Raw genomic sequence first — 21,858 nt, forward strand, 5'->3', positions numbered from 1 at the left:
TTCCGGGGTATCGTCTCGCGCAACGAGGGAAAAAGGCACGGGTCCGATGACAGCACCATCCATCGTCGTCGTCGAGGACGAGGATTCCCTGCGTTCGGACATGGTCGATTACCTGTCCGGCTGCGGATTCGAAGCCGTCGGCGCCCGCAGCGGGACGGAGCTGGACCAGATCCTGACGACCCACGCGGTGGCGGTGGTGGTCCTCGACGTCAACCTGCCTGGCGAGGATGGCTTCAAGATCGCCGCGCGGCTGCGCGACAGCCATGGGATCGGGATCATCATGGTCACCGCCCGCGGCTCGACGGTGGACCGCGTCGTCGGGCTGGAGATCGGCGCCGACGCCTATTTCGTGAAGCCGGTGGAGATGCGCGAGCTGGAAGCGCAGGTGAAGTCGCTGCTGCGACGCCTGAGCGACCGCGGCACCCGGCCGGCCGTCGCCGCCACCGTTGCCGAGGCGGCTCCCGGCGAGTCCGACGAGCCGCGCTGGCTGCTCGATCCCACCGAATGGTCGCTGACCAGCCCGGCCGGCGTGCGGATCGGCCTGACCAGCATGGAGATGAAGCTGGCGAGCCTGCTGGCGAGCCAGGCCCGGCAGCCGGCGACGCGCGAGCAGATCTCGCAGGCGCTCTACAATCGGCGCTGGAACCCGGAGGACCGGTCCATCGACACGGTGGTCGGCCGCCTGCGCCACAAGATCGAAGGGCTGATCGGCAGCCCCGCGCCGCTGAAGTCGGTGCATGGCGTGGGCTACGTCTTCTCGGCGCCGATCCGCGTGCTTTAGGCCGCCTCGTCCGGGGTGCGGCGCGGGAAGTCGATGGTGAAGGCGGTGCCGGCGCCGGGGACGCTGGCGACGGTGATCGTGCCCTTCAGCACCCCGGCGACCAGATTGTGCACGATGTGCAGGCCGAGCCCGCTGCCGCCGCTGCCGCGGCGCGTGGTGAAGAAGGGCTCGAAGATCGCGGCGTGATGTTCGGCCGGGATGCCGCAGCCGTCGTCGGCGACGACCAGCCGCACCGTCTCCTCGTCCGGCTGGCCGACCGTCACCGTCACCGTCAGGGTGCCCGGCCGCCCGTCCGGATAGGCATGGGTCAGCGCGTTCATGACAAGGTTGGTCAGAAGCTGCGACAGCGCGCCGGGGAAGCTGTCCACCACGAGATCCGGCGGGCAGGCGACCGTGACGGTGTGGCCGGCCGGGCGCAGCTTCGGCTGCAGGCTGGTCAGCACCTCGCTGATGTAGGCGCCGAGGCGCACCGTCCGCCGCTCCGCGCTCGCCCGGTCCACCGCCACCTGCTTGAAGGCGGTGATGAGCTGCGCCGCCCGCTGGCAGTTGGCGAGGATTAGGTCGGTCGTGTCGGTGGCGGTCGTCAGGTAGCGGTCGAAGTCGCCGCGGCTGATCTGCCCCTCCTCGCTGCGGCGGCGCAGCGCCACCGTCTGGTCGGCGAGGTGCGAGGCGCAGGACACGGCAATGCCCACGGGCGTGTTGATCTCGTGCGCGACGCCGGCGACCAGCGCGCCGAGCGAGGCCAGCTTCTCCGCCTGGACGATGGCCTCCTGCGCGTCGCGCAGGCGGGTCAGCGCCGTCTCCGCCTCCTGTCGGCGGCGCTCCAGCTCCTGGTTGGCGCTGGCGATCTGGGCCTGCAGCCGGTCGCTGACGCGGACGAGGCGGCGCTGTTCGCGGATGCTGCGGCGGAAGCTGTCGAGCAGCGAGTCGAACTCCGGCACCAGGTCGGGCGCAGCCTCCGCCAGCCGCTTGCCCAGCCCCTGCGCCTGCTCGATCGCCTGATCCTCCGCTGCAAACAGGTTGAAGCTCATCGCACCCCGCTGACGGGCACCTCCTTCAGAAGGAAGCTCACGCTGTCGAGGTCCTCGGCGAAGTCCTCTCCCAGTTCCCGCATCGACTCGTCGTCCTCCTCGTAGCACCAGGCGACGGTGACCGGCCGGCCGCCGCGCGCCGCCGTCTCCAGCATCTGGAGGATGTTCATCAGGGCCTTGGCGCTGGAGCTGTTGAAGTAGAGGAGTTCCATGTCGAAGCGCAGCGGGGTGGCCGGGCTCTCCGCCAGGAAGCTGCGCAGGGCGGTCAGCAGCGGCCCGAAGAAGGTGGCGACGTCGTCGGGATAGGATTCGCCGGCGAGTCGTAAGACGCCGTTGGGGAAGTCGAAGTCGACCTCCGGTGTGCGCCCGGTGGCGGCGATCTTCAGGGAAGGCATCGTCATTTCCAATCTTCCGCCACCTTGTCAGATCCGGGCCTTGAGACAGAAGAAGCTGCGTTCGTCGGCCAGGGGGGTGAAGTCGTATTCGATCGGCTCGCTGGCGCGGCGCGCGATCTCGATCAGCCCGATGGTGGCGCCGCGGCTGTCGTCGTCCGGCGCCTCGCGAAGCTGCTCGCGGTAGTAGGTCTTGATGCCGTCGCGGTCGAGGCTGCGCAGATGGTCCAGCCGCTCCTTCAGCCGCGCCACGTCGCCGTCGCGCACGGCGTTGCCGCAGACGATGAAGACCTTCCCCGCCTCCATGCCGATGGTGACCATGCCGGCGCTGAGCTCGACCGGCCGGCCGGCGGCGCCGGTCACCTTCTCCGCCGAGTAGCGGATGATGTTCTGCATCTGCTCGACGAAGACGGAGAAGACGCGGCGGACGGTGGGGCCGTCCGCCTCCTCCAGCGTCATCTTCTCGCGCAGCGCCTCGCCCAGGGAATAGAGGATCCCCTCGGACAGGTAGCCGCTGAAGGAAAAGATGATCCCTTGCTGGTCGAGATCGCGTTTGATCCCGGCGAATTGCTGGGCGAGCGTCATGGCACCTTACGCACCCGGGCTGTTGGATTGCGGGACGGCGCGGCCCTGTCGCCGCACCGGCTGGGAAGGGCGGACGTGCCGGGAAGGGCGGTCATCGCGAGGGGGCCTCCAGCGGCAGGACGACGCGGAAGCTGCTGCCCTCCCCGACCTCGCTCTCGGCATCCACCGAACCGCCGTGCATCTGCACGATCTGCTGCACCGTGTGCAGCCCGATGCCGGATCCCGACACCCCGGCGGCGGAGGAGCCGCGGTAGAAGCGTTCGAACAGGCGCGGGATCTCCGGCTCGGGGATGCCGCGGCCCCAGTCCTGCACCTCCAGCACCACCATGCCGCCGTCGCGGGCGGTCCTTATGGTGATGGGGGTGCCGGGATCGGAATATTTGATCGCGTTGTTCAGCAGGTTGCTGAGCACCAGCCCCATCAGGTGCCCGTCGGCGGTGATGCGCCGGGGCGCGTCGCCGGGCTCGACCACGAAGTCGCGGCCGGGATAGGCGATGCGGAAGGGCTGGACGGCGCTGCGGATCAGGGTCTGCAGGTCGAGGTCGACCGGCTCCAGCATCAGGGTGCGGCTCTGCAGCCGCTCGCTGGTCAGGTGGGCGTCGATCAGGCCGGTCAGGCGCAGGACGCTGCCGCGGATGACCGACAGCCGCTCCAGCATGTCCGGCCCGATCTGCTCGGCCCGCAGGGCCAGGAGCTGGGCGGCGCTGTCGATGATGGCGAGCGGCGTGCGGAACTCGTGGCTGACCATGGAGAGGAACTGGCGCTGCTGGTCGCGGGCGGCGAGCTCGCGTTCGAGCGCCCGCTCCACCCGCTCCTTGGCCTTCACCAGGGCGCGCTGGTTCTCCTCCAGCTCCAGCGTGCGCTCCTCCACCCGCTTCTCCAGCGAGCGGTTGAGGCCCACCAGCTCCTCATAGAGGCAGACATTGTCGAAGCCGATGGCGACGCGGTCGCAGAACAGCTCCAGCAGGCGGTTCTCGTCGGCCGTGTAGGGCTCCTGCCGCTCCAGCAGGAGGACGGTGGTGCCGTGCTCGCGCGTGCGCACCACCAGGACGCAGCAGCCGTCGATGCCGGTGCCCGCCTGGGTGACGAAGGCCTGCTCCACCGCCGCGGCGCGGGCGGCGGGAAGGACCTGCCACACCGGGGAGCCGACGGACTGGCCGGCGCGGCCCGTCGCGGCGACCGCGGTGGTCTCCTCCCGCCCGTCGCCCCGCTCCACCCGGCGGAAGGCGAGCGCCGTGGCGTTGCCGTGGTCGACCACCTGGACGAGCTGCTGCACCAGCCGCTCGACGAAGCTGTGCATCGAGCGCGCCTCGAACAGGCTGGAGGCGGCGGCCAGCACCCGCTCCAGCCCCTGGCGGTTCCGCTCGATCGTCACGATGTCGCGCCAGGCCCTGAGCGCGCTGACCAGCGAGGTGTAGAGCCGCTGCGCGGTCAGGTCGCTCTTCGACTTGTAATCGTTAATGTCGTAGGAGACGACGACGTCGCGCTCCGGCGCCTGTCCCGGCTGCCCGGTGCGCAGCACGATGCGGATCCGCCGGTTGCCGAGATCCTCGCGGATGTGGCGGACGAGCTGGAGGCCGGCATCCTCGGTCTCCATCACCACGTCGAGCAGGGCGACCGGCAGGTCCGGCCGCTCGGTGAGCACGGCCTTCGCCTCGGCGGCGGAATGGGCGCTCACCACCTCGAAGGGACGGCCCTCGAACTCGAAGTCGCGCAGCAGCACCACGGTCATGGCGTGGACCTGGGGATCGTCGTCGACGACCAGCACCGGCCACGGCACCCCCGCCGGGCGTGCGCGCCGGGACGCGTCCGGATGTCCGTCGGCCCCGGCCCCCGGCCCGGCCGCAGGCCCGGTCATGTTTCCGGCCGTGGTCCCGGAGTCGTCAAACAACGGCTCGTCGTCGCGGTCGCCCATACCAGTTCCCGATTCCTGCCGGCCCTTCTGCCATAGGCGGATGGAAACACTCGGCGCCGCATCCTCCAAGGCGGTTCTGCGACGCACCCCGCCTTCGTTTCAATTTGTCACAAAAGGCCGTCATTTGCAGCGCGATGACGCCTATTGGCGGCATTCCTTTCCAATCGTCCCTGTCTCTACAACGCAACATTAGGTAATGGTGAAGGACAGTTCAGAGACCAGCGAAGGCAGGTATGGACAACAAGGCGCGCAAGCTCGCACCCGGCGCCCTGGTTGCCGCACGCGACACCGTGACCCGTGCGCTGTGCGGCGAACGGGACGTGATGGCGCGCGAGCGGCTGCTCGATGCGTTGGACATCCATTTCGCCCGCGCCGACGACGCAACCGCCATCCAGGGGTTGAACCGGCTGGATGCAGGGCTTCGGCCCGCGCGAGAGGGGCTGTGATGACCGCCCCGGCGGACGTCTTCGCGGTCGGCGTGCTGGTGCTGGCGCTCGGCGCGCTCGGCCTGTCCGTCGCCTTCGAGGCGTCGCGCCTGAGCGCCCTGACCGGTCGTCTCGCCCTGCTGAAGCGCCGCCTTCAGGCCCGCGACCGCGAGTTGTTCGACCTGAAGCGCCGCGTCTCGTCGGCCGAGACCGAACTGCAGACCAAGCAGGCCGGCCTCGATTCCCTGACGGCCGAGCGCAGCCGGCTGACCGCCGCCATCGCCTCCATCCGCTCCTCCAAGGTCGAGATGGTGCACGAGCTGGGCGACCCGGACGGCTTCAACACGCTCTACCAGGTGGATTTGCGGACGGCGCCGGGCTTTGCGCGGATCGACCAGCGCCGGATCGTGTTCGCCCGCGAGATCTGGGAGCGGACCAACATCGCGCTGGTCTGGGCGGACTCCGCGGAGGCCGCCATGACCATCGCGCGGCGCGCCTTCAACGAGCGGTCGGGCGTCCAGCCCCTGAACGTCCGCAAGGCCGACATGGTGGTCGACGCCGCGGCGCTCGCCCTGGCGGCCCGTGCCCCCGGCGGCACCTCACCCTCCAGCGGGCCCGGGCCGGCGGCCAGGGCACCGGCGACGCTGGAGAGGACCGCCGTGGAGACGAGGGCGGCATGACCGCGCTGATGCTCTACGGCGCCGTGCTGCTGATGGTCGCCAGCGTGATCGTCAACCGCATCGGGCAGCGCCGCGCCGCCCTGGCCCACCGGCGCCTGCAGACCGACGAGGGAACGCTGCGCACGCTGGAGCACGAGGTGGGCGACCGCAGCCGCGCCCTGCACATCCTGCGCGAGCGCTGCGCCGGGCTCGACGAGCAGCTCGACGAGGCGCGCGTCGCGGTGGACCAGCTTTCGCAGAAGATGGAGCGGGCGAAGGCGGCCCCGGTGGAGCGCTATTTCGTCTTCGATCGCCAGGACCCGCGACCCGGCACCATCTGGGCCCTGCAGGTCGGGCGGTCGGCCGACGCCCCGCCGGCCCTGCCGCGGATGGAGACGAGCTGGAAGGCGCCGCGGACCTATCTGGTGGTTGCAGGCAACCAGCGCGAGGCGATGGACCGCGTCGCCCACCGCTATTCCCGCAACGCCGGGTTCGAGGTCGGGACGGCGACCACCTGCCATCTCTTCGGCGCCAAGCAGCCCGGCAAGGACGATCCGGCCCTGTCCGGCCTGCCGGCAGGCCCCGGCAGGGCCGGGCAGCGGCGGCCGGCGACGGCGGGCTGACGCTCCCGGCGGTCGAGCGGTCCGAACGCGCAATGGCTGATGACGGACCGTACGCGCTGCACTATGCTGTCCCGCGCAATGCCAAACCGCGCATTACTTCCACCGCGAGCATCATGCCGAACGCCGGCACCAGCGAGTTGAAGCTGCGGACCCTGGCAAGTCCCGGCCTGTCCGACAGCGCCCGGGCCCGTCCCCTGCGGGTCTGGCCGATGACGCTGACCGTCCTCGCCGCGGCGATGGCGGTCACGCTTCTGATGCTCGGGCTTGCGGCCCTGCAGTATCAGGCCCAGGTCCGGGCGGAACTGCGCGACCAGCTTCTCGGCACCTCCCGCGTGCTGGAGGAGCATGCCGCGAAGGTGCTGGGCATCCATGCCGCGACGCTGAAGCATGTGGAATGGATGGTCGACGATCTGGGGTGGGAGCGGATCGCCGGCTCCCCCTGCTGCAGCGGCGGCTGGTCCACATGGCGGAGGATCTGCCGGAGGTGCAATCCTACTGGATCACCGACGCGGCCGGCATCATCCGCGCCACCAGCCAGGAATGGCCGGCCCGTGCGCTGAACGTGGCCGACCGCGAGTATTTCCGCGTCCACGCCCAGGGCCGGAAGGACATCCACATCGGCCCGCGCCTGCTCGGCCGCATCCGCCAGAGCGAGGTGTTCTTCACCGTCAGCCACCGGATGGAATGGCCGGACGGCAGCTTCCAGGGGGTGGCGCAGGTGTCGATCCTGCCCTCCTACTTCTCGGCCTTCTACCGCTCGGCGCTCGCCCGGCCGGGCGACGTGATCCTGCTGCTGCGCGAGGACGGCTCCGTCCTGGCCCGCGAACCGGCGAGCGGAGCGGCGGGCGACGCGGTGGTGGCCGACATCGGCCGCCATCCGGAGCTGATCGCCGCCCCCGAAACGGACGGCATCTTCCGGACCGTGACCGCCTTCGACGGGGTGGAGCGGCTGATGGTCCGCCGCAAGGTGCCGGACCTGCCGGTCTACGTCGTCTACGGCATCGATACCGCGACCCTGACCGACGAATGGCGCAGCCGCGTCGCGCCCTATGCCTATTTCGCCGGGCCGGTCGCCGTCCTGCTGCTGGTGATGGGCATCATCGCGCTGCGCCGGTCGCGCGAGGTGGCGCTGGCGCAGCAGCAGCTCCGCCAGGCCAACGACGAGCTGGAGCAGCGCATCGCCGAGCGCACGCGCCATCTGGACCGCGCGCTGGCCGACAAGGAAGTGCTGCTGCGCGACATCCATCACCGGGTGAAGAACAACCTGCAGGTGATCCTGAGCCTGCTGCAGTTGCAGTCCCAGAGGCTGCCCGCCCTGAAGCCGCATTTCGACGAGGCGCTGGCCCGCATCCACACGATGGGGCTGATCCACGAGCAGATCTACCGCACGACCGGCGTCTCCGAGATCCGGCTGGACGAGTTCGTCACGGCGCTGTGCGGCAACCTGCGGAGCTTCTACGACCGGCCGGAGCAGACGGTGCGCATCAGCCACGATGCCGACCCGGTGGTGCTGGACCTGAACCGGGCGGTGCCCTTCTCGCTGATCCTGAACGAGGTGGTCTCCAACGCCTACAAGCACGGGTTCCGCGACCGGAGCGAGGGCGAGATCCGCATCACCGTCCGGGCCGAGGCCGACCTCATCCGCCTGACCATTCACGACGACGGGATCGGCCTGCCAGTCGGGCAACCCAAGAGCAAATCCATGGGCATGGACCTGATCCGCGCCTTTGCCCGGCAACTCGGCGGCGACCATGCCTTCAGCAGCGACGGCGGCACCCGGTTCGACCTGACCTTCCCGAGGACGGAGGCGGACACCTGAACCGGAACGGCTATTTGTCCTGCTTGCGCCGTTTCACCGGGTTCGGCGGGGCCTGGACCGGCGGCGGCGGAGAAAGACCATCCGTCTTCGGCAGCTTCTCCGCCGCGCCATAGGTCAGTTCGCGCCGGCGGAGCTCCGCCCACACCTCGTCCGGGGTGATGCCCATGTCGGCCAGCAGGACGGTCAGGTTGTACAGCAGGTCGGCGGCCTCCAGGACCGTCGCCTCGCGGTCGCCGCGCATCGCCTCGATCGCCACCTCGATCGCCTCCTCGCCGACCTTGCGGGCCATCCGGCTGCGCCCCTGGGCGAGCAGCTTGGCCGTGCGCGGCAGGGAGGGCGCCTCCGCCGGCTCCCGCCGCATCGCTTCGACGGCGTCATACAAGGTTCTGAGCGGGTTCGGGCCGAGGTAGTGCACCATGGAGCGTGACGCTGTCCTTTCCGATGGGTCTGCGGGCGAGGCGACCTTCCACAGTCAACAATAGCCCGGCCGGGAGAATACGGCGATCTTACGGTCTAGCGCCAAGGTGCAGGACTGTCATGCGACGATTCGCTCGACCGGCCCGGCCTCGAACCGGTCGAACAGCGCGTCGAAGGCCGCCCGCTCCCCGGCGTCGAGGCGGAAGCGGATGCGCACCGACTCCCGCTCGCGGTTCAGCACCTCGAAGGGCAGCGGCATGGCGATCAGGTCGGTCTGCAGCGTCCCCTCCGACGGCACCGCCCCGGCGTCGGCAAGCGCGCAGCCGTTGCGCGAGATGTCGGACAGCGTGACCCGCAACGTTCCGCCGGCGGCGGCGACCGTGCAGGAGCGGCCGACGCGGTAGCGCGGCAAGGTGCGGCGGTCGACATCCTCCGACGCGGTGCGGACGGCGCGGACGAGCGTGTGCATCAGGTTGTCGATGCTGACGGCGACCTCGGAGGCGTCGTGCCGCAGTTCGCCGGCGCGGTTGCCGGTGACGGCGGCCTCGCGCGACACCTCGCCGATGCGGACCGACACGGTGCTGGCGACGGCGGCGGTCTGGGCGACGTTGCGCGAGATCTCCTGCGTCGCGGCCCCCTGCTGCTCGATGGCGGCGGCGACGGTGGTCGAGATGTCGTCGATCTCCGCGATGGTGCGGCCGATCTGCTCGACGGCTGAGACGCTTTCGGCGGTGACGGCCTGGATCTCGGCGATCAGGCGCGAGATCTCCTCGGTGGAGCGCGAGGTCTGGCTGGCGAGGTTCTTCACCTCGTTGGCGACGACGGCGAAGCCCTTGCCGGCCTCCCCCGCCCGCGCGGCCTCGATGGTGGCGTTGAGGGCCAGCAGGTTGGTCTGGGCCGCGATGCCCTGGATCAGGCTGGCGACGTCGCCGATCCGGCCGACCGCGCTCGACAGCGATTCGATGGTCCGCTGCGTCCGCTGCCCGGCCTCGACAGCCGAGCGGGTGACGCTGGCGGCCTGGCCGACCTGGCCACCGATCTCGCCGATGGAGGCGGAGAGCTGCTCCGCGGCGGAGGCGACGGCCTGGGCGTTGTCGAGCGCCTGCTGGGCCGCGGCGGCGACCTCCTGCGCGCTGACGCCGACCAGTCCGGCGGAGCCCGCCATCGCCTCGGCATTATGGTCCATCGACTGGGTGCGCTGGGAAACGCGGTTGACGGCGTCGCGGCACTCCCGCTCCACCGTGTCGGCCATGCCCTGGAGGGCGCGGCGCTTCTCCTCCTCCGCCTCCCGGCGGCGCTGCTCGCGCTCTGCCCGCAGGCGCTCGGCGTCGGCCATGCCGTCGCGGAAGATGGCGACCGAGCGGGCCATGGCGCCGATCTCGTCCTGCCGCCCGCTGCCCGCGATGGGGGTGGCGAGGTCGCCGGCGGACAGCGCCTGCATCGCGCGGTCGAGCTGGCCCAGCGGCCGCAGCAGCCGGCTGAGCAGCAGGTAGCCCGGCACCGCCAGCACCAGCGCGCAGCCGATCACGAACAGGGTGGCGAAGCGCATGCTGTCGTCGAAGGTGGCGAAGACGTCGCTCTTCTTGATGCCGACATAGAGGATGCCGATCGTCTCGCCGCGGCCGTTCTTGATGGGATCGTAGGCGGCGTAATACTCCTCGCCCAGGATCGTCACCATGCCGCGGTAGCCGTTGCCGCGGCCGAGCACGGCGTCATGGGCCGGACCGGGCGCCAGCTTCGTTCCGGTGGCCCGGCTGCCGTCCTTGTTCAGCACGTTGGTGGCGACGCGGGTATCGCCCTGGAAGATGGTCGCGGTGCCGCCGGTGATCTTCTTGATCTTGTCGACCGTCTCGTTGTTCCCGTTGAGGACGATGCCGCCCAGACGCAGCGTGCCGTCCGCGACCGAGAAGTCCGTTCCCTTGTCCAGCAGGGAGCTCCAGGCGATCTCCATGCTGAGCCGCTGCATGTCGATCGCCTGCCGTTCCAGTTCGCGGCCGATCACCTGCCCGATGACGAGAAGCACGGCGCCGCTGAGCAGCAGCATGCCCAGAAGGTTCAGGATGCTGACCTTCTTCGAGATCGACATCCGGGCGACAAACGACTGCATCAGGACCCCTCCCCTGGACGGCAATGCCGCAATGCAACAACGCGACCGACGGGGAGAGGCTTACTCCGCCAGAGGTTTCCTAAAGGTTTACACAATTGTCATTGACAGCCGACGCCGCGCCGGCATCCGCACGGCTGTGGAACCGCGTGCCGGTTCAATAAAGACGGCCGCCATCGGGCACCGGCTTCCCCGGTCCGACGAGGATCACCGCCCCTTCCGCATCCGGCAGGCCGAGGCACAGCACCTCGCTGGTGAAGGGGCCGATGCGCTTGGGCGGGAAGTTCACGACGGCGAGGACCTGACGGCCGACCAGCTCCTCCAGCACATAATGGGTGGTGATCTGGGCGGAGCTGCGCCGCGCGCCGATCCCCGGCCCGAAATCGATGGTCAGCTTATAGGCCGGCTTGCGCGCCTCGGGGAACGGCTCGGCCGCCGTGATGGTGCCGACGCGGATGTCGACCTTCAGGAAATCGTCGTAGGAGATCGGGGCGGTCTTGCTGCCGTCAGTGCTGGTCATGGGGGCTTCCGCTCTCTTGTCCGTGGCAGGAGACGAGGCTACCCCGCGGCCGGCACGGCAGGAAACGCAAAAAGGGCCGCCCGCGGGGGCAGCCCTTTTCCGTGACGGGTGCCGCCGCGCCTGGCGCGGCAGCGGTCGTCCCGTTACTTGCGCACGTTGGCGATCGCCGACTTCAGCTCGTCCAGGCTCTCCGACACGCGCTTGGAGAGGATCTCGGCGGCCTCGGTGTTGGACTTGGCCAGCAGCTCCGACACTTCGCGGGCGTTGGCGATGGCCTTCTCGAAGGCGGCCTTCACCAGCTCGGTCTGGCGGGCGGCCTTCTCCTCCGGGGTGCCGGCGGCGACGACCTGGTTGACGTAGCCGCTGGCCTCCTCGAGCGAGGAGCGCAGGATCTCGGCCTGGCGGCGGGCGGCGGCCTGCAGCCCTTCGAAGGCGAGCTGGTTGGCGGCGGTCACCGCCTCGATGTTGCGGCGCTGGCTGGCGATCAGGGCCTCGACGTCCACGCCAGGCATCTTGAAATCGCCAATGATCTTGGTGATGTCGAAATCAAGGAAGGGATTACCGTTCGACGTGGCCATCTTTCTCGTCCCCGTGGGTGAATTTTTTGCTGCGGCGCAGCATGTCCGCTCCCGGACTATGCAGACTGCCGAAATGATAGTCAACGCCCTTTCGCGACGCAGCATAAACACCGATTACGGGCGGCGCACCTGCGCAAATGGCCTATTCAGCCAACCGTTTGCGCAGCGGGACGGTCCGGGGCGTCGCGACGCGGGCGCCAGCGACACAATGCCTCAGCCCAGCGCTCCGCCCGGCGAAGCTCGGTGTCGAGCGCCGCCATGGTACGGGAGAGGTCGGGACTGTCGTCGTGGACGAACACCCGCATGACCCGCGCCTGCACCCCGCCGAGTCCGGCGACCAGGGCGCCGCCACCCCGGCGGTCGACCTCGACCGCGGCGGCCCGCAGCATCCAGGCCATGGAGCGGCCATACTGCCGGCCGAAGCACAGGGAGGTCACCGGCTCCCGCGGCAGGTCGCGCAGGACGGCGCGCAGCCCGTCGCGGTAGGGCACCAGCGCGTCGAAGCGGCGCATCATCACGTCGAACAGCCGGTCGCGCGCCCCCTCCTCCGGGTCCGGCGGCGTGTCGACCGACAGCACCGCCGCATCGGCGACGCGCGAGACGGAGGCGAGCACGGCGGCACGGGTCGGATAGCGGCGGTGGAAGACGACCAGCGGCACGCCGGCCGCGCGGGCGACGTCGAGCACGCTGGTGCTGTGCCAGCCGCGGTCGGCGGCCAGCCGCATCGCGGCGGCGGCGACGCGCCGATCCATCTCGTCACCGGGATCGCCCGGCGTTCCCGGATCGCCCGGAGTCGCCGGGCCGGTTGCGCTGTCGGGGGTATCGTCCATCGTCGGCCTCGTCCGTCCCATCCTGATCGGTCCCGCTACAAGATGGTGCGGCGGAGGCGGTCCGTCACCCGGCCTTGCGCACGTCCTCGACCCGCCCGCCGGTCAGGCTGACGAGGTCGGCCGGCGTGAGTCGGAAAACGGCGTTGGGCGTGCCGGCGGCGGCCCAGATCTCGGCGAACGCCATCAGGTCGCGGTCGATGAGGACGAGCGGCGGAACGCTGTGGCCGATCGGCGCGACGCCGCCGATGGCGAATCCGGTCGCCTCTCGCACGAAGTCGGCATCGGCGCGCGCGATCTTCCCGCCGACCAGCCGGCCGACCGCCTTCTCGTCCACCCGGTTGACCCCGCTGGCGACCACGAGGACCGGCCGGCCGGTTTCCTTGGTGCGGAAGATCAGCGACTTGGCGATCTGGGCGACAGTGCAGCCGATGGCGGCCGCCGCCTCCTCGGAGGTGCGGGTGCTGCCCTCGTGCTCCACGACGCGGTGGCCGAGCCCGGCGGCATCCAGCAGGTCCTGCACGCGGCGGGCGGAGGGGCTGAGGCCGGTCATCTCCGGGCGCCCCGGCCGGTCACTGGGCGAGTTCGCGCGACCGCCGGGTGGCCGCGGCGACCGCGGCGTCCATCACCGGCTGCAGCCCCTGCGGCCCCATCAGCACGTCGAGCGCCGCCTGGGTGGTGCCGTTCGGGCTGGTGACCGCCTTGCGCAGATCGGCCGCCGGGGCCGGCGACTGGTGGAGGAGTTCACCCGCGCCGCAGACGGTGGCGCGGGCCAGCCGCATGGCGAGGTCGGGGGAAAGCCCGCTCGCCTCGCCGGCCCTGGCGAGCGCCTCGACCAGCAGGAAGACGTAAGCCGGGCCACTGCCCGACACGGCGGTGACCGGATCGAGGAGCCCCTCCTCCTCCACCCAGGCGACATCGCCGACCGCATGGAGGAGCCGGTCGCACAGCGCCACCTGGTCCTGCGCGACGGCCGGGCTGGCGACCGCGACGGTCATGCCGCGGCCGATGGCGGCGGGGGTGTTGGGCATGGAGCGGACGACCGCCGCCTGCTCCCCCAGCACGCGCTGGAAATAGGCGATGGTCTTGCCGGCGGCGATCGACAGGAAGACGGTGCCGGGACGCACCAGCGCCCGGTAGGCCGGCAGGGCGCCGTCCATCACCTGCGGCTTGACCGCCAGCACGACGACGTCCGGGACGAAGCCGTCCGGCAGGGCGTCGGGACCGGACGCGGCGGCGACGCGGCCGTCGCCCTCCAGCGACTGCGGCACGCCGGAGAGATCGATCACCACGACCCGCGAGGCGACGCCGGAGGCGAGCCAGCCGTCCAGCATCGCACCGCCCATCTTGCCGCAGCCGACCAGCAGCAGTTTCGCCCCGACGCCCTCGCTCATCGCCCGCCCCGTCTCCGCTCGATCATCCCGGCCATGGTGTTCTCAAGCTTCGCCCATCGTGTCGAGGATGGCGGCGGACACCGCCTCCTGCGCGCTCTTGCCGCCCCAGATGACGAACTGGAAGGCGGGGTAGAAGCGCTCGCACTCCGACAGGGCGATCTCCACCAGATCCTCGAGCTGTTCCACCGTGGCGCCGCGCGAGCCGCGCAGCAGCATGGTCTGGCGGAACATCGGCGTGTGCTCTTCCGGGCAGACGTCGAAATGGCCGAGCCACATGCGGCCGTTCACCTCGGCCAGCAGTTCGGCCACCGCGCCGCGGCGGGCGGCCTGGACCTTCATGTCGAACTGGCAGGAGAACTGCATCGCGCTGACGTCCGGCTGCCACACGAAGTAGAGCCGGTAGTCGCACCAGCGCCCGCCGATCTCGACGATCAGCTCGTCCTCGGTCGCGCGCTCGAACGGCCATTCGTTGGCGGTGACGATTTCCTCGACCACATCGAGCGGATTATGGGCGGAAGCGGTGGTTTCGGCGGTAACGGCCGACATGTCAGCGTCCTCCTGTGAAGGTGCGGCGCATGACGCCGCCCTCCAGGGCAACGAGGCCGAAGCCTCCAGATCGTGTATACATCGCCCCGGGGGCAGCTACGGCTGGCACCGTGCCAAAGGCCCCCCCACGGCGCAACAGAATTTGCCGCCGTGGGCGCGGCAGTCCACTGCGATGACGGATTGCGGAGCGCCGGGACCCGGTCTTCACGCCCCGGCGTCGGCCGGCTTGCTGCCCGGATCGGCGATCACCGAGGGAGCCGGGGCGGACTCGGACACCACCGGCGCATGGTCGGCCGGCAACGGCTGCGTCGAGGCCGCGGTCGCCAGGGAGGCGACCGTCGCCTCCAGCGTGGCGATCCGCTCGGCGAGCAGTTCCTGCTCCTCGCGGGCCTTGGCGGCCATGGCGCGGACGGCCTCGTGCTCCTCGCGGCTCACCACGTCCATGCGCGACAGCACGCGCTCGAACTGCTGGCGAAGCTGACCTTCGACCTCTTCGCGCAAGGACGAGAAGGCGCCGAGCGCGCCACCGGCCACGCGGGCCAGATCGTCCAGGATCTTGTTGTCCACCTGCATCGGGAAAATACCTCAATTACCGGGTTTCATTATGGGCTCCACCCCGGCGGACTTCAACCGGGTTGGTCCTGGCATCATCGGTCAACGCTTCAGCCCGTCGATCAGCCCGCGGATGAGCCCCTCCGGATTCGCCGGGACGCCCTGAAGGTTGGGAACGGGCAGGCTGGGCTTCAGCGCCTCTCCCGCCCGGCGGGCGAAATAGTCCTGCAGCTCCTGCATCTCCAGCGACCGGGTCGGGGCGGCCAGCGGCCCGCTGACCCGCAGGCTGAGCGGCGGCAGCGGCGGATCGGCCGCGATGGTCACCCGCATGCGGGCATCGACCGTGCCCTGCGGCAGCGAGACCTGCCCGACCACCGCCGCCTCGCCGAAGTCGGTGACGGCGCGGGTATCCTCCGTCCGGGCCACGCCGTTCCTGACGGTGAAGGTGCCGTCCAGCCGCCCGAAACGGGTCTGGCCGCCCTGGAGCCCGCCGGCGATGGCGCCGAGAACCTCCTGCGGCCGGTCGATGCGGGTCAGCCGGTCGCGGATGGCGGCGAAATCGAGCCCGGTCAGCAGGCCGTCGCGGGCGGCGACGCGCCCCTTGCCGGTCAGGCCGCGCAGCAGGGCGTCGCCGCTGTCGCCCGTGGTGGCGAGCGTCGCCTCCAGGTCGGCGGAGCCGCCGGCGAAGCCGAGGCCGGACAGCCCGGCGAGCTGGTCGAGCCTCGCCTTGCCGACGGTGACGGTGCCGTCCATCGCCGGGGCGGCGCCCTCGGCGGCGACGAGCTTGCCGCTCGCCCAGACCTGGCCGCCGGCCCAGCTTCCGTCGAACTCCTCCAGCTTCAGGACCCCGTTCTCCAGCGTGGCGCGCAGCGCCGGCTCGTCGATGCGGGTGTCGCCGATCACCAGAGAGGCCGGCGTCAGGGCGAGACGCCCGTCGAAGGAACGCATCCAGCCGAGGTCGAAGCGGGCCGGCGTGTCCGCCGCGGGCGCCGCGGCCGGGGCGCTTCCCTGTCCGGCTCCCTGTCCGGCTGCCGGCCCGGCGGCCCCGACGCGGGAGGCCAGGGCCGGAGCCGCGGCGAGCCGGGCGATGTCGAGATCGCCGGTCTGCAGATCGGCCTCCACCCGCGGGCGGCTGCCGGTCAGGTTGGCGTTGGCCCGGCCACGCAGCGGCACCCCGGCGACGATGCCCTGGATGTTGCCGAGGACCGGCATCTTGCGCGGCCCGCGCAGCTCGGCATAGAGGTCGAGCGGCCCATAGGCACGCGCCGGCTGCCCGTCGCCGAACAGGGCGGCGGCACGCCCGATCTCCGGGTGGGTGAGGCGCAGCTTCAGGTCGGCCGCCGGATCGGTCTCCAGCGCCAGCAGGGCGCCGCCGGCCTCCAGCGTCGCGTCGGCGATCCCGGCATTCACCTCCACCGCCAGCCGCTCGGCATCGCCGGCGACGCGCGCGCGCGCCGTGACGGCGCCCAGCCGCTCCGGCGCCGGGATGCCCGGCGGCCAGGCGACGGCGCTCGGCAGGCTGGACAGGTTCGCCGCCTCGGCGGTCAGGGCGAGGTTGGCGCCGCGCAGCGGCCAGACGGCGGCAACCTGCCCGTCCAGCCGCCCCTTCAGCCCGATGAAGTCGTCGATGCGCGCCTCGCGGATGGTCACGCCGCCGCCGGCCACCGTCGCGTCGAGCCTGATCCCCTGCACCGGCAGCCCGCGCACCGTGAGCTGGCTGACCGTCAGGTCGAGGTTGGCGTCGACCGATTTCAGCAGGCGCAGCGAGGCCGGCTCCTCCGGCTGCCGGGCGGCGGCGCGGCCGGCCTTCTGCGCCGGCCTCTGCGGCTGGCCGGAAGGCGCCGGCTGCGCGGCGGGCGTCGGGGCCGCGCCCGTCTCCGGGGGCAGGTAGGCGTCGAGGTTCAGCCGGTCCAGCTCCAGCCGGGCGCCGAAGGCGGGCCTGCCGCGGTCGACATAGGCGACGGCGCCGGACAGGCGGCTGGTATCGACCCGCAGATCCAGGCCGCCGATCTCGAACCGGCCGGGCGTGCCGACGAGGCGGGCGGCCAGCGAGGCCCGGCGCAGCCGGTCCGCCGGAACGGCATGGGTGTCGAGCTTCATCCAGTCGAGCAGGGCCCGCAGATTGTCGGCGTTCGCCTCCACCCGCAGGTCCATGGTCGGCAGGCCGCCGGGGGTCGTCAGCTCGCCGGCGGCGACGAGGTCGGACCCGCCGGGCAGCAGCGCGCTGAACCGGTCGACGTTCAGACGGCCGCCCGACAGGGTGGCCTCGATCCGGCCCTGGCGGACGACGCTGCCGTTGTAGGTGATGCCGTCGGCCGACAGGTCGAGCTTGACGTCGATCCCCCCGGCAGCTCCGGAACGCGGATCGACGGGCGGTCGGCCCTGGTCGGTTCCGCGGATGCCGGCGTCCCGTCCGCGGCGGGGGGAGCCGGCGGCGGCACGGAGGGCTGCGCATCGGCGGCGGCGGGAGCGCCGGTCGAGAACCGGCCCCGCCAGGCATCGATGTCCAGCCGGTTGAGGGCCAGGGTCAGCTCCGCCCGCGTCGGCGTTCCGTTGCGCAGCGACGCCGATCCGGACGCCCGGGTGTCGCCGAGCTGGACCTCCAGGTTGGAGAAGGAGGCCGCCGCGGTCGTCGCCTCCATCGCCGTGCGCAGATTGAAGGGCTGGGCGAGCGCCGGGCTGCCGCCGGCCCCGATCACCGCGAGGACGCGGTTGAGGTCCCCGCCCTCCGCCCGCAGGTCGCCCTGGGCGCGCGGACCGCCGCCGGACGCGGCCGGGGCGCCGGCCTGCCCGTTGTTCCCCTGGGCGATGATGCCGGCGAAGCGCAGCGTCGCGTCGCTGTCCTGCAGGCCGAGCGACACGCGCAGCGGCACGGCCGCCCCCTCGGTGAAGCGGCCGGTGGTGATCTCGGTGCGGACCGGAGTGCTGCGCAGCGTGAAGGTGCCCTGCACCTGGAAGGGGCCGGTCAGGCTGCCGGCGACGATGCGGGCGTTCACATTCTCCAACCGTTCGATCCGGCCGGAGCGGTCGTCGCGGTAGAGGATCGTGCCGCTGTCGATGGAAACCTGATCGAAGCTGACGGAGGACACGATGGCGTCCGCCTGTCTTCCGGTGCCGCGGCTGTCGGCGCGGTCGGCGGAGAGATCCCAGTTCAGCCGGCCGTCGGGCAGAACCTCCACCACCACGGTCGGCTCGACCAGCGCGATGCTCTCCACCTGGACGCGACCGCCGAGCAGCGGGCCGAGCGCGATCCGCACGTCCAGCTTCTTCAGCCGGACCATGTCGGCCTCCGCGGCGCCGGGGGCGTTGGCGAGGCGGGCATCGCGGACGGTGAAGGCCGGGGTCGGCAGGATCGACAGGCCGACGTCGCCCTTCAGTTCCACGGCGCGCCCGGTCGCCGCGGCGACACGTTCCGCGATCTGGGCGCGGTAGCCGTTCCAGTCCACCAGGGAGGGCAAGCCCAGCAATGCGCCCGCCAGAACGGCGAGCACGGCCAGGATTGCGATCACGATCTTCTTCACCGAGGGTCCGCCTTCCCTACTGGTCGGTTTCATCCATTGCGCTGTGGGTACCGCCGCAGGGGGGCGGACCCGACCGGCCCTTCTCGCCCGCGCCGTCCTTCGCTAAGCTAATCGGTGGATATGAAACAAGCAATTTGGGCAATCCCACGACCAAGTTGCGATCCGCAGACAGAATGCTCGACGGCCGGATGGCCGCAGCGCCGGAGAATCCCTGGATGGGCGACGTCATCAACCTCAACAAAGTCCGCAAGGCCCGCGCCCGCAGCGAGCGGGAAAAGGAAGCCGGGGCGAATCGGATCCGCTTCGGCCGGACCAAGGCCGAGAAGACCCGCGACCGGCAGGAGCGCGGCCGCGCCGACCGCGACCTGGACGGCAGCAGGTTGGACGGCCCGAAGCCCGACGACCCGCGCTGAGCGCCCGGCCGGAGCAGGCCGGCCCTGCCATGCAACGGCAAAGCCCAAGCTGCAAACTCGGGAATAACCCCTAATTTCCTGAGACTATCCGTCACCTAAACAATTCCCTATTGCGACTGTCTCGGTTTCGGTGCGATCATCCCGCCATGGTCGTCCGGGGATACCCCCGGTTGCGCCCAGTGACAGAAGGGGGAGGTCCGTCACCATGGCCGACATCACGTCACTCCACGGCAACACGCCTGGTCAAACGGCCGGGTCCTTTCTTCCGCCGGTCCGGGCGGTCGATACCCAACGCCCCTGGGTCTGGCTGGCCGCCGCCTGGCAGGACATGACGCAGGCGCCGGTCATCAGCTTCGCCTACGGCCTGCTGGCGGTGATCTCCAGCTTCGTCCTGGTCGCCGGACTGGCGATGCAGGAGATGGAATACCTGATCCTTCCGCTGGGTGCCGGCTTCATGCTGCTCGGCCCGATGTTCGCGGTCGGGCTCTACGAGGCGAGCCGGCTGCTGGAGCAGGGGCAGCGGCCGACCATGACGGCGGTCATCGGCGCCTATCGGCGCAACGGCGTGCAGGTCGCCGGAATCGGGCTGGTGCTGATGCTGGCGATGCTCGCCTGGATCCGCGTGGCCTTCCTGATCTTCGCCCTGTTCTTCTCGTCCGAGCCGCCGGCCTTCGACCAGCTCGTCGACCGGATCTTCTTCTCGGCCGAGACGATCCCGTTCCTGCTGACCGGCACGATCTTCGGCGGCATCATCGCCACCGCCGTCTTCTCCGTGGCGGTGGTGTCGATCCCGATGCTGCTGGACCGCGACACCGACGTCTTCACCGCCATGGCGACCAGCGTCGCCGTGGTGCGCGAGAATGCCGGCCCGATGGCGGTCTGGGCCTTCCTGATCACGCTGTTCACCGCGGCGGGCATGGTGACCGGCTTCCTCGGCCTCGCCCTCGCCTTCCCGCTGATCGGACATGCATCCTGGCACGCCTATCGCGACCTCGTCGGCCGCTGACGCGGCGGACGGGTCGGGAGACAGCGACTTCCATGGCTTGCCGGCGGGAGCGGCTCTCCCGCCGGCAAGCCATTTTCTTCAGGGCACCGGCCGCCCCGGCGATGCCCCCGGCGACGCCCCCCCCCCCGGCGACGCCGGAGCGATCAGAGCTTCTTGAAGATGGCGTCGGCGACCGTGCGCTGTTCCTCCCGCGCAGCAATGGCTTGGCGCGCACGGGAAATCTCCCCTTCCAGGCTGCTTATGTAGGCCTTCAGCTCGGCAATGCCGAAGGGGGTGAGGTCCTTCTGAAGGGGATTGGCCTGGGGCTTGGCCTGATGCCCGGGTTCCAGGTCGTCGCTGTCGATCGCCATGTCGTCCTCCTGGACACGCCGTCGCGGTCCTTGCCAGTGGGGTGCGGCAATTCTACCTTTCGCAGCCTGCCGATACAAACGGAGGCCGCTCCGCGCGGTCGGGAAAAGGGAGAAAGCCGATGGGCCTCGCACTGCCGGACAGCATGAACTGCGTCGAGATCGCCGAGCCCGGCGGGCCGGAGGTGCTGCGCCCCGTCCGCCGCCCCGCCCCGGTGCCCGGCCGCGACGAGATCCTGGTGGAGGTCGCGGCGGCCGGCGTCAACCGGCCGGACATGTTCCAGCGCCAGGGCCGCTACGACCCGCCGCCGGGCGCCTCGGACCTGCCGGGGCTGGAGATCGCCGGCCGGGTCATCGCCATCGGCGAGGGCGTCACCGGCTGGGGCCTGGGGGACGAGGTCTGCGCGCTGGTCGCCGGCGGCGGCTATGCCGAGTATTGCGTGGTGCCAGCCGTGCAGGCCCTGCCGAAGCCCAAGGGCTTCTCCATGGTGGAGGCGGCGGCTGTGCCGGAGACCTTCTTCACCGTCTGGACCAACGTGTTCGAGCGCGGCGCGCTGAAGCCGGGCGAGACGCTGCTGGTCCATGGCGGGTCGAGCGGCATCGGCACCACGGCCATCCAGCTCGCCAAGGCCTTCGGCGCCACCGTCTTCACCACCGCCGGCAGCGCCGACAAGTGCCGGGCCTGCGAGCGGCTCGGCGCCGACCGCGCCATCGACTACAGGACCGAGGACTTCGCCGCGGTGATCCGCGAGGCGACCGGCGGGCGCGGCGTCGACGTGGTCTTGGACATGGTGGGCGGCGACTATATCGCCCGCGATATCGACATCATGGCGACCGACGGGCGCCACGTCTCGATCGCCTTCCTGCAGGGGCCGAAGGTCTCGCTGAACATGGCGCCGGTGATGGCCAGGCGGCTGACGCTGACCGGGTCGACGCTGCGCGCCCGGCCGGTGGCGGAGAAGGGCCGAATCGCCGCGGCGCTGCGCGAGACGGTCTGGCCGCTGCTGGAGGCGGGGCGGATCAAGCCGGTGATCCACCGCACCTTCCCGCTGGCCGAGGCGGTCGAGGCGCACCGGCTGATGGAATCGAGCGCCCATATCGGCAAGATCGTCTTGACGGTCGGCCCCGGGGTCCCGTAAAGGGCGCGGTCGGGGCAGGCGGACCAGCGGCATACGAAAGTCCGCACCGGGTCCGCCCTGCTCTTTTTTCGCGCATTCCGGCGCGGGGCCTGTGCCTCGGGCTTGCGAAAGCGCGTCAGTCGGGTTAGCAGAAGAGCAGGCGACCGGGATTCCCCGGCGGCCTGCGCAAGCATGCTTACATTGCCCGGACTCGGCCCTATATGGAAAGCGAAGTCCGGGACAATCCGGTAAGAGAGGAAGGCCGATCGCGCCACCCGCCAACGG

25 protein-coding genes are annotated in these 21,858 nt (G+C 70.9%); 9 read left to right on the forward strand and 16 right to left on the reverse strand.

Going from position 1 to position 21,858, the window contains the following annotated elements:
- The first annotated feature begins 46 nt into the window (after window positions 1-46).
- Window positions 47-781, forward strand: coding sequence for a response regulator transcription factor (locus tag DEW08_RS13365; RefSeq protein ID WP_109327852.1), 735 nt, complete (start codon window positions 47-49; stop codon window positions 779-781).
- Here DEW08_RS13365 and DEW08_RS13370 read toward each other — a convergent pair.
- From DEW08_RS13370 to DEW08_RS13385, 4 genes are all read right to left on the reverse strand, one after another.
- Window positions 778-1,812, reverse strand: coding sequence for a sensor histidine kinase (locus tag DEW08_RS13370; RefSeq protein WP_109327854.1), 1,035 nt, complete (start codon window positions 1,810-1,812; stop codon window positions 778-780). The genes DEW08_RS13365 and DEW08_RS13370 overlap by 4 nt on opposite strands.
- Window positions 1,809-2,213 (reverse strand): DUF1987 domain-containing protein, encoded by a 405-nt coding sequence (locus DEW08_RS13375; protein WP_342760734.1) that lies wholly within the window; start codon window positions 2,211-2,213, stop codon window positions 1,809-1,811. The genes DEW08_RS13370 and DEW08_RS13375 overlap by 4 nt, the downstream gene beginning before the upstream one ends.
- A 21-nt stretch (window positions 2,214-2,234) precedes the next feature.
- Complete coding sequence (locus tag DEW08_RS13380) at window positions 2,235-2,789, reverse strand: SiaB family protein kinase (protein ID WP_109327856.1); 555 nt, start codon at window positions 2,787-2,789, stop codon at window positions 2,235-2,237.
- A 91-nt stretch (window positions 2,790-2,880) separates the two neighbouring features.
- On the reverse strand, window positions 2,881-4,557 hold the full coding sequence (locus DEW08_RS13385; RefSeq protein WP_245986218.1) for a DUF3369 domain-containing protein: 1,677 nt from the start codon (window positions 4,555-4,557) through the stop codon (window positions 2,881-2,883).
- Window positions 4,558-4,937: 380 nt separating this feature from the next.
- Here DEW08_RS13385 and DEW08_RS13390 point away from each other — a divergent pair, with 380 nt between their 5' ends.
- From DEW08_RS13390 to DEW08_RS13405, 5 genes are all read left to right on the forward strand, one after another.
- The gene (locus tag DEW08_RS13390) at window positions 4,938-5,150 is read left to right on the forward strand and encodes a hypothetical protein (protein WP_109327861.1); all 213 of its coding nucleotides are present in this window, start codon (window positions 4,938-4,940) and stop codon (window positions 5,148-5,150) included.
- Window positions 5,150-5,809, forward strand: a complete 660-nt coding sequence (locus DEW08_RS13395) for a hypothetical protein (protein ID WP_109327863.1) — start codon at window positions 5,150-5,152, stop codon at window positions 5,807-5,809. Before DEW08_RS13390 ends, DEW08_RS13395 begins: the two co-directional genes overlap by 1 nt.
- Window positions 5,806-6,411 (forward strand): hypothetical protein, encoded by a 606-nt coding sequence (locus tag DEW08_RS13400; RefSeq protein WP_109327865.1) that lies wholly within the window; start codon window positions 5,806-5,808, stop codon window positions 6,409-6,411. The genes DEW08_RS13395 and DEW08_RS13400 overlap by 4 nt, the downstream gene beginning before the upstream one ends.
- A 113-nt stretch (window positions 6,412-6,524) precedes the next feature.
- Window positions 6,525-6,971, forward strand: a complete 447-nt coding sequence (locus DEW08_RS32335) for a hypothetical protein (protein ID WP_245986220.1) — start codon at window positions 6,525-6,527, stop codon at window positions 6,969-6,971.
- Complete coding sequence (locus DEW08_RS13405; protein WP_245986222.1) at window positions 6,875-8,230, forward strand: sensor histidine kinase; 1,356 nt, start codon at window positions 6,875-6,877, stop codon at window positions 8,228-8,230. Before DEW08_RS32335 ends, DEW08_RS13405 begins: the two co-directional genes overlap by 97 nt.
- Window positions 8,231-8,240: 10 nt before the next feature.
- Here the strand turns inward: DEW08_RS13405 and hisE are convergent, their stop codons facing one another.
- From hisE to DEW08_RS32345, 11 genes are all read right to left on the reverse strand, one after another.
- Entirely contained in the window at window positions 8,241-8,648 is a 408-nt protein-coding gene (gene hisE / locus DEW08_RS13410) for a phosphoribosyl-ATP diphosphatase (protein WP_109327867.1), read from the reverse strand.
- 117 nt (window positions 8,649-8,765) lie between these two features.
- Window positions 8,766-10,754: a methyl-accepting chemotaxis protein gene (locus DEW08_RS13415; protein ID WP_109327869.1), complete on the reverse strand. Its 1,989-nt coding sequence runs from the start codon at window positions 10,752-10,754 to the stop codon at window positions 8,766-8,768.
- Between the two features lie 154 nt (window positions 10,755-10,908).
- Window positions 10,909-11,271: a tRNA-binding protein gene (locus tag DEW08_RS13420; RefSeq protein WP_109327871.1), complete on the reverse strand. Its 363-nt coding sequence runs from the start codon at window positions 11,269-11,271 to the stop codon at window positions 10,909-10,911.
- Between the two features lie 143 nt (window positions 11,272-11,414).
- Complete coding sequence (locus DEW08_RS13425; RefSeq protein ID WP_109327873.1) at window positions 11,415-11,849, reverse strand: phasin family protein; 435 nt, start codon at window positions 11,847-11,849, stop codon at window positions 11,415-11,417.
- Between the two features lie 146 nt (window positions 11,850-11,995).
- Complete coding sequence (locus DEW08_RS13430; RefSeq protein ID WP_109327875.1) at window positions 11,996-12,679, reverse strand: TetR family transcriptional regulator; 684 nt, start codon at window positions 12,677-12,679, stop codon at window positions 11,996-11,998.
- A gap of 64 nt (window positions 12,680-12,743) precedes the next feature.
- Window positions 12,744-13,229 carry a YbaK/EbsC family protein gene (locus DEW08_RS13435; protein ID WP_109327877.1) on the reverse strand — a complete coding sequence of 162 codons (486 nt, stop codon included), beginning with the start codon at window positions 13,227-13,229 and terminating at the stop codon, window positions 12,744-12,746.
- A 19-nt stretch (window positions 13,230-13,248) separates the two neighbouring features.
- Complete coding sequence (proC, locus tag DEW08_RS13440) at window positions 13,249-14,070, reverse strand: pyrroline-5-carboxylate reductase (protein ID WP_109327879.1); 822 nt, start codon at window positions 14,068-14,070, stop codon at window positions 13,249-13,251.
- A 42-nt stretch (window positions 14,071-14,112) separates the two neighbouring features.
- Window positions 14,113-14,616 (reverse strand): type III secretion system chaperone family protein, encoded by a 504-nt coding sequence (locus DEW08_RS13445; protein ID WP_109327881.1) that lies wholly within the window; start codon window positions 14,614-14,616, stop codon window positions 14,113-14,115.
- A 204-nt stretch (window positions 14,617-14,820) separates the two neighbouring features.
- Window positions 14,821-15,189, reverse strand: coding sequence for an accessory factor UbiK family protein (locus tag DEW08_RS13450; RefSeq protein ID WP_109327883.1), 369 nt, complete (start codon window positions 15,187-15,189; stop codon window positions 14,821-14,823).
- 81 nt (window positions 15,190-15,270) lie between these two features.
- Complete coding sequence (locus DEW08_RS32340) at window positions 15,271-17,322, reverse strand: AsmA family protein (protein WP_245986223.1); 2,052 nt, start codon at window positions 17,320-17,322, stop codon at window positions 15,271-15,273.
- A gap of 86 nt (window positions 17,323-17,408) precedes the next feature.
- On the reverse strand, window positions 17,409-18,689 hold the full coding sequence (locus tag DEW08_RS32345; protein WP_245986224.1) for an AsmA family protein: 1,281 nt from the start codon (window positions 18,687-18,689) through the stop codon (window positions 17,409-17,411).
- Between the two features lie 188 nt (window positions 18,690-18,877).
- Between DEW08_RS32345 and DEW08_RS13460 the strand changes: the two genes are divergently transcribed.
- The gene (locus DEW08_RS13460; RefSeq protein ID WP_342760735.1) at window positions 18,878-19,102 is read left to right on the forward strand and encodes a DUF4169 family protein; all 225 of its coding nucleotides are present in this window, start codon (window positions 18,878-18,880) and stop codon (window positions 19,100-19,102) included.
- A gap of 205 nt (window positions 19,103-19,307) precedes the next feature.
- Complete coding sequence (locus DEW08_RS13465) at window positions 19,308-20,108, forward strand: DUF2189 domain-containing protein (RefSeq protein ID WP_109327885.1); 801 nt, start codon at window positions 19,308-19,310, stop codon at window positions 20,106-20,108.
- Between the two features lie 143 nt (window positions 20,109-20,251).
- Here the strand turns inward: DEW08_RS13465 and DEW08_RS13470 are convergent, their stop codons facing one another.
- Entirely contained in the window at window positions 20,252-20,458 is a 207-nt protein-coding gene (locus tag DEW08_RS13470; protein WP_109327887.1) for a DUF1192 domain-containing protein, read from the reverse strand.
- 119 nt (window positions 20,459-20,577) lie between these two features.
- Between DEW08_RS13470 and DEW08_RS13475 the strand changes: the two genes are divergently transcribed.
- On the forward strand, window positions 20,578-21,594 hold the full coding sequence (locus tag DEW08_RS13475; protein WP_109327889.1) for an NAD(P)H-quinone oxidoreductase: 1,017 nt from the start codon (window positions 20,578-20,580) through the stop codon (window positions 21,592-21,594).
- Window positions 21,595-21,858 lie beyond the last annotated feature (264 nt).

Origin of the sequence: Azospirillum thermophilum (assembly GCF_003130795.1) — a bacterium.
Lineage (GTDB): Bacteria > Pseudomonadota > Alphaproteobacteria > Azospirillales > Azospirillaceae > Azospirillum > Azospirillum thermophilum.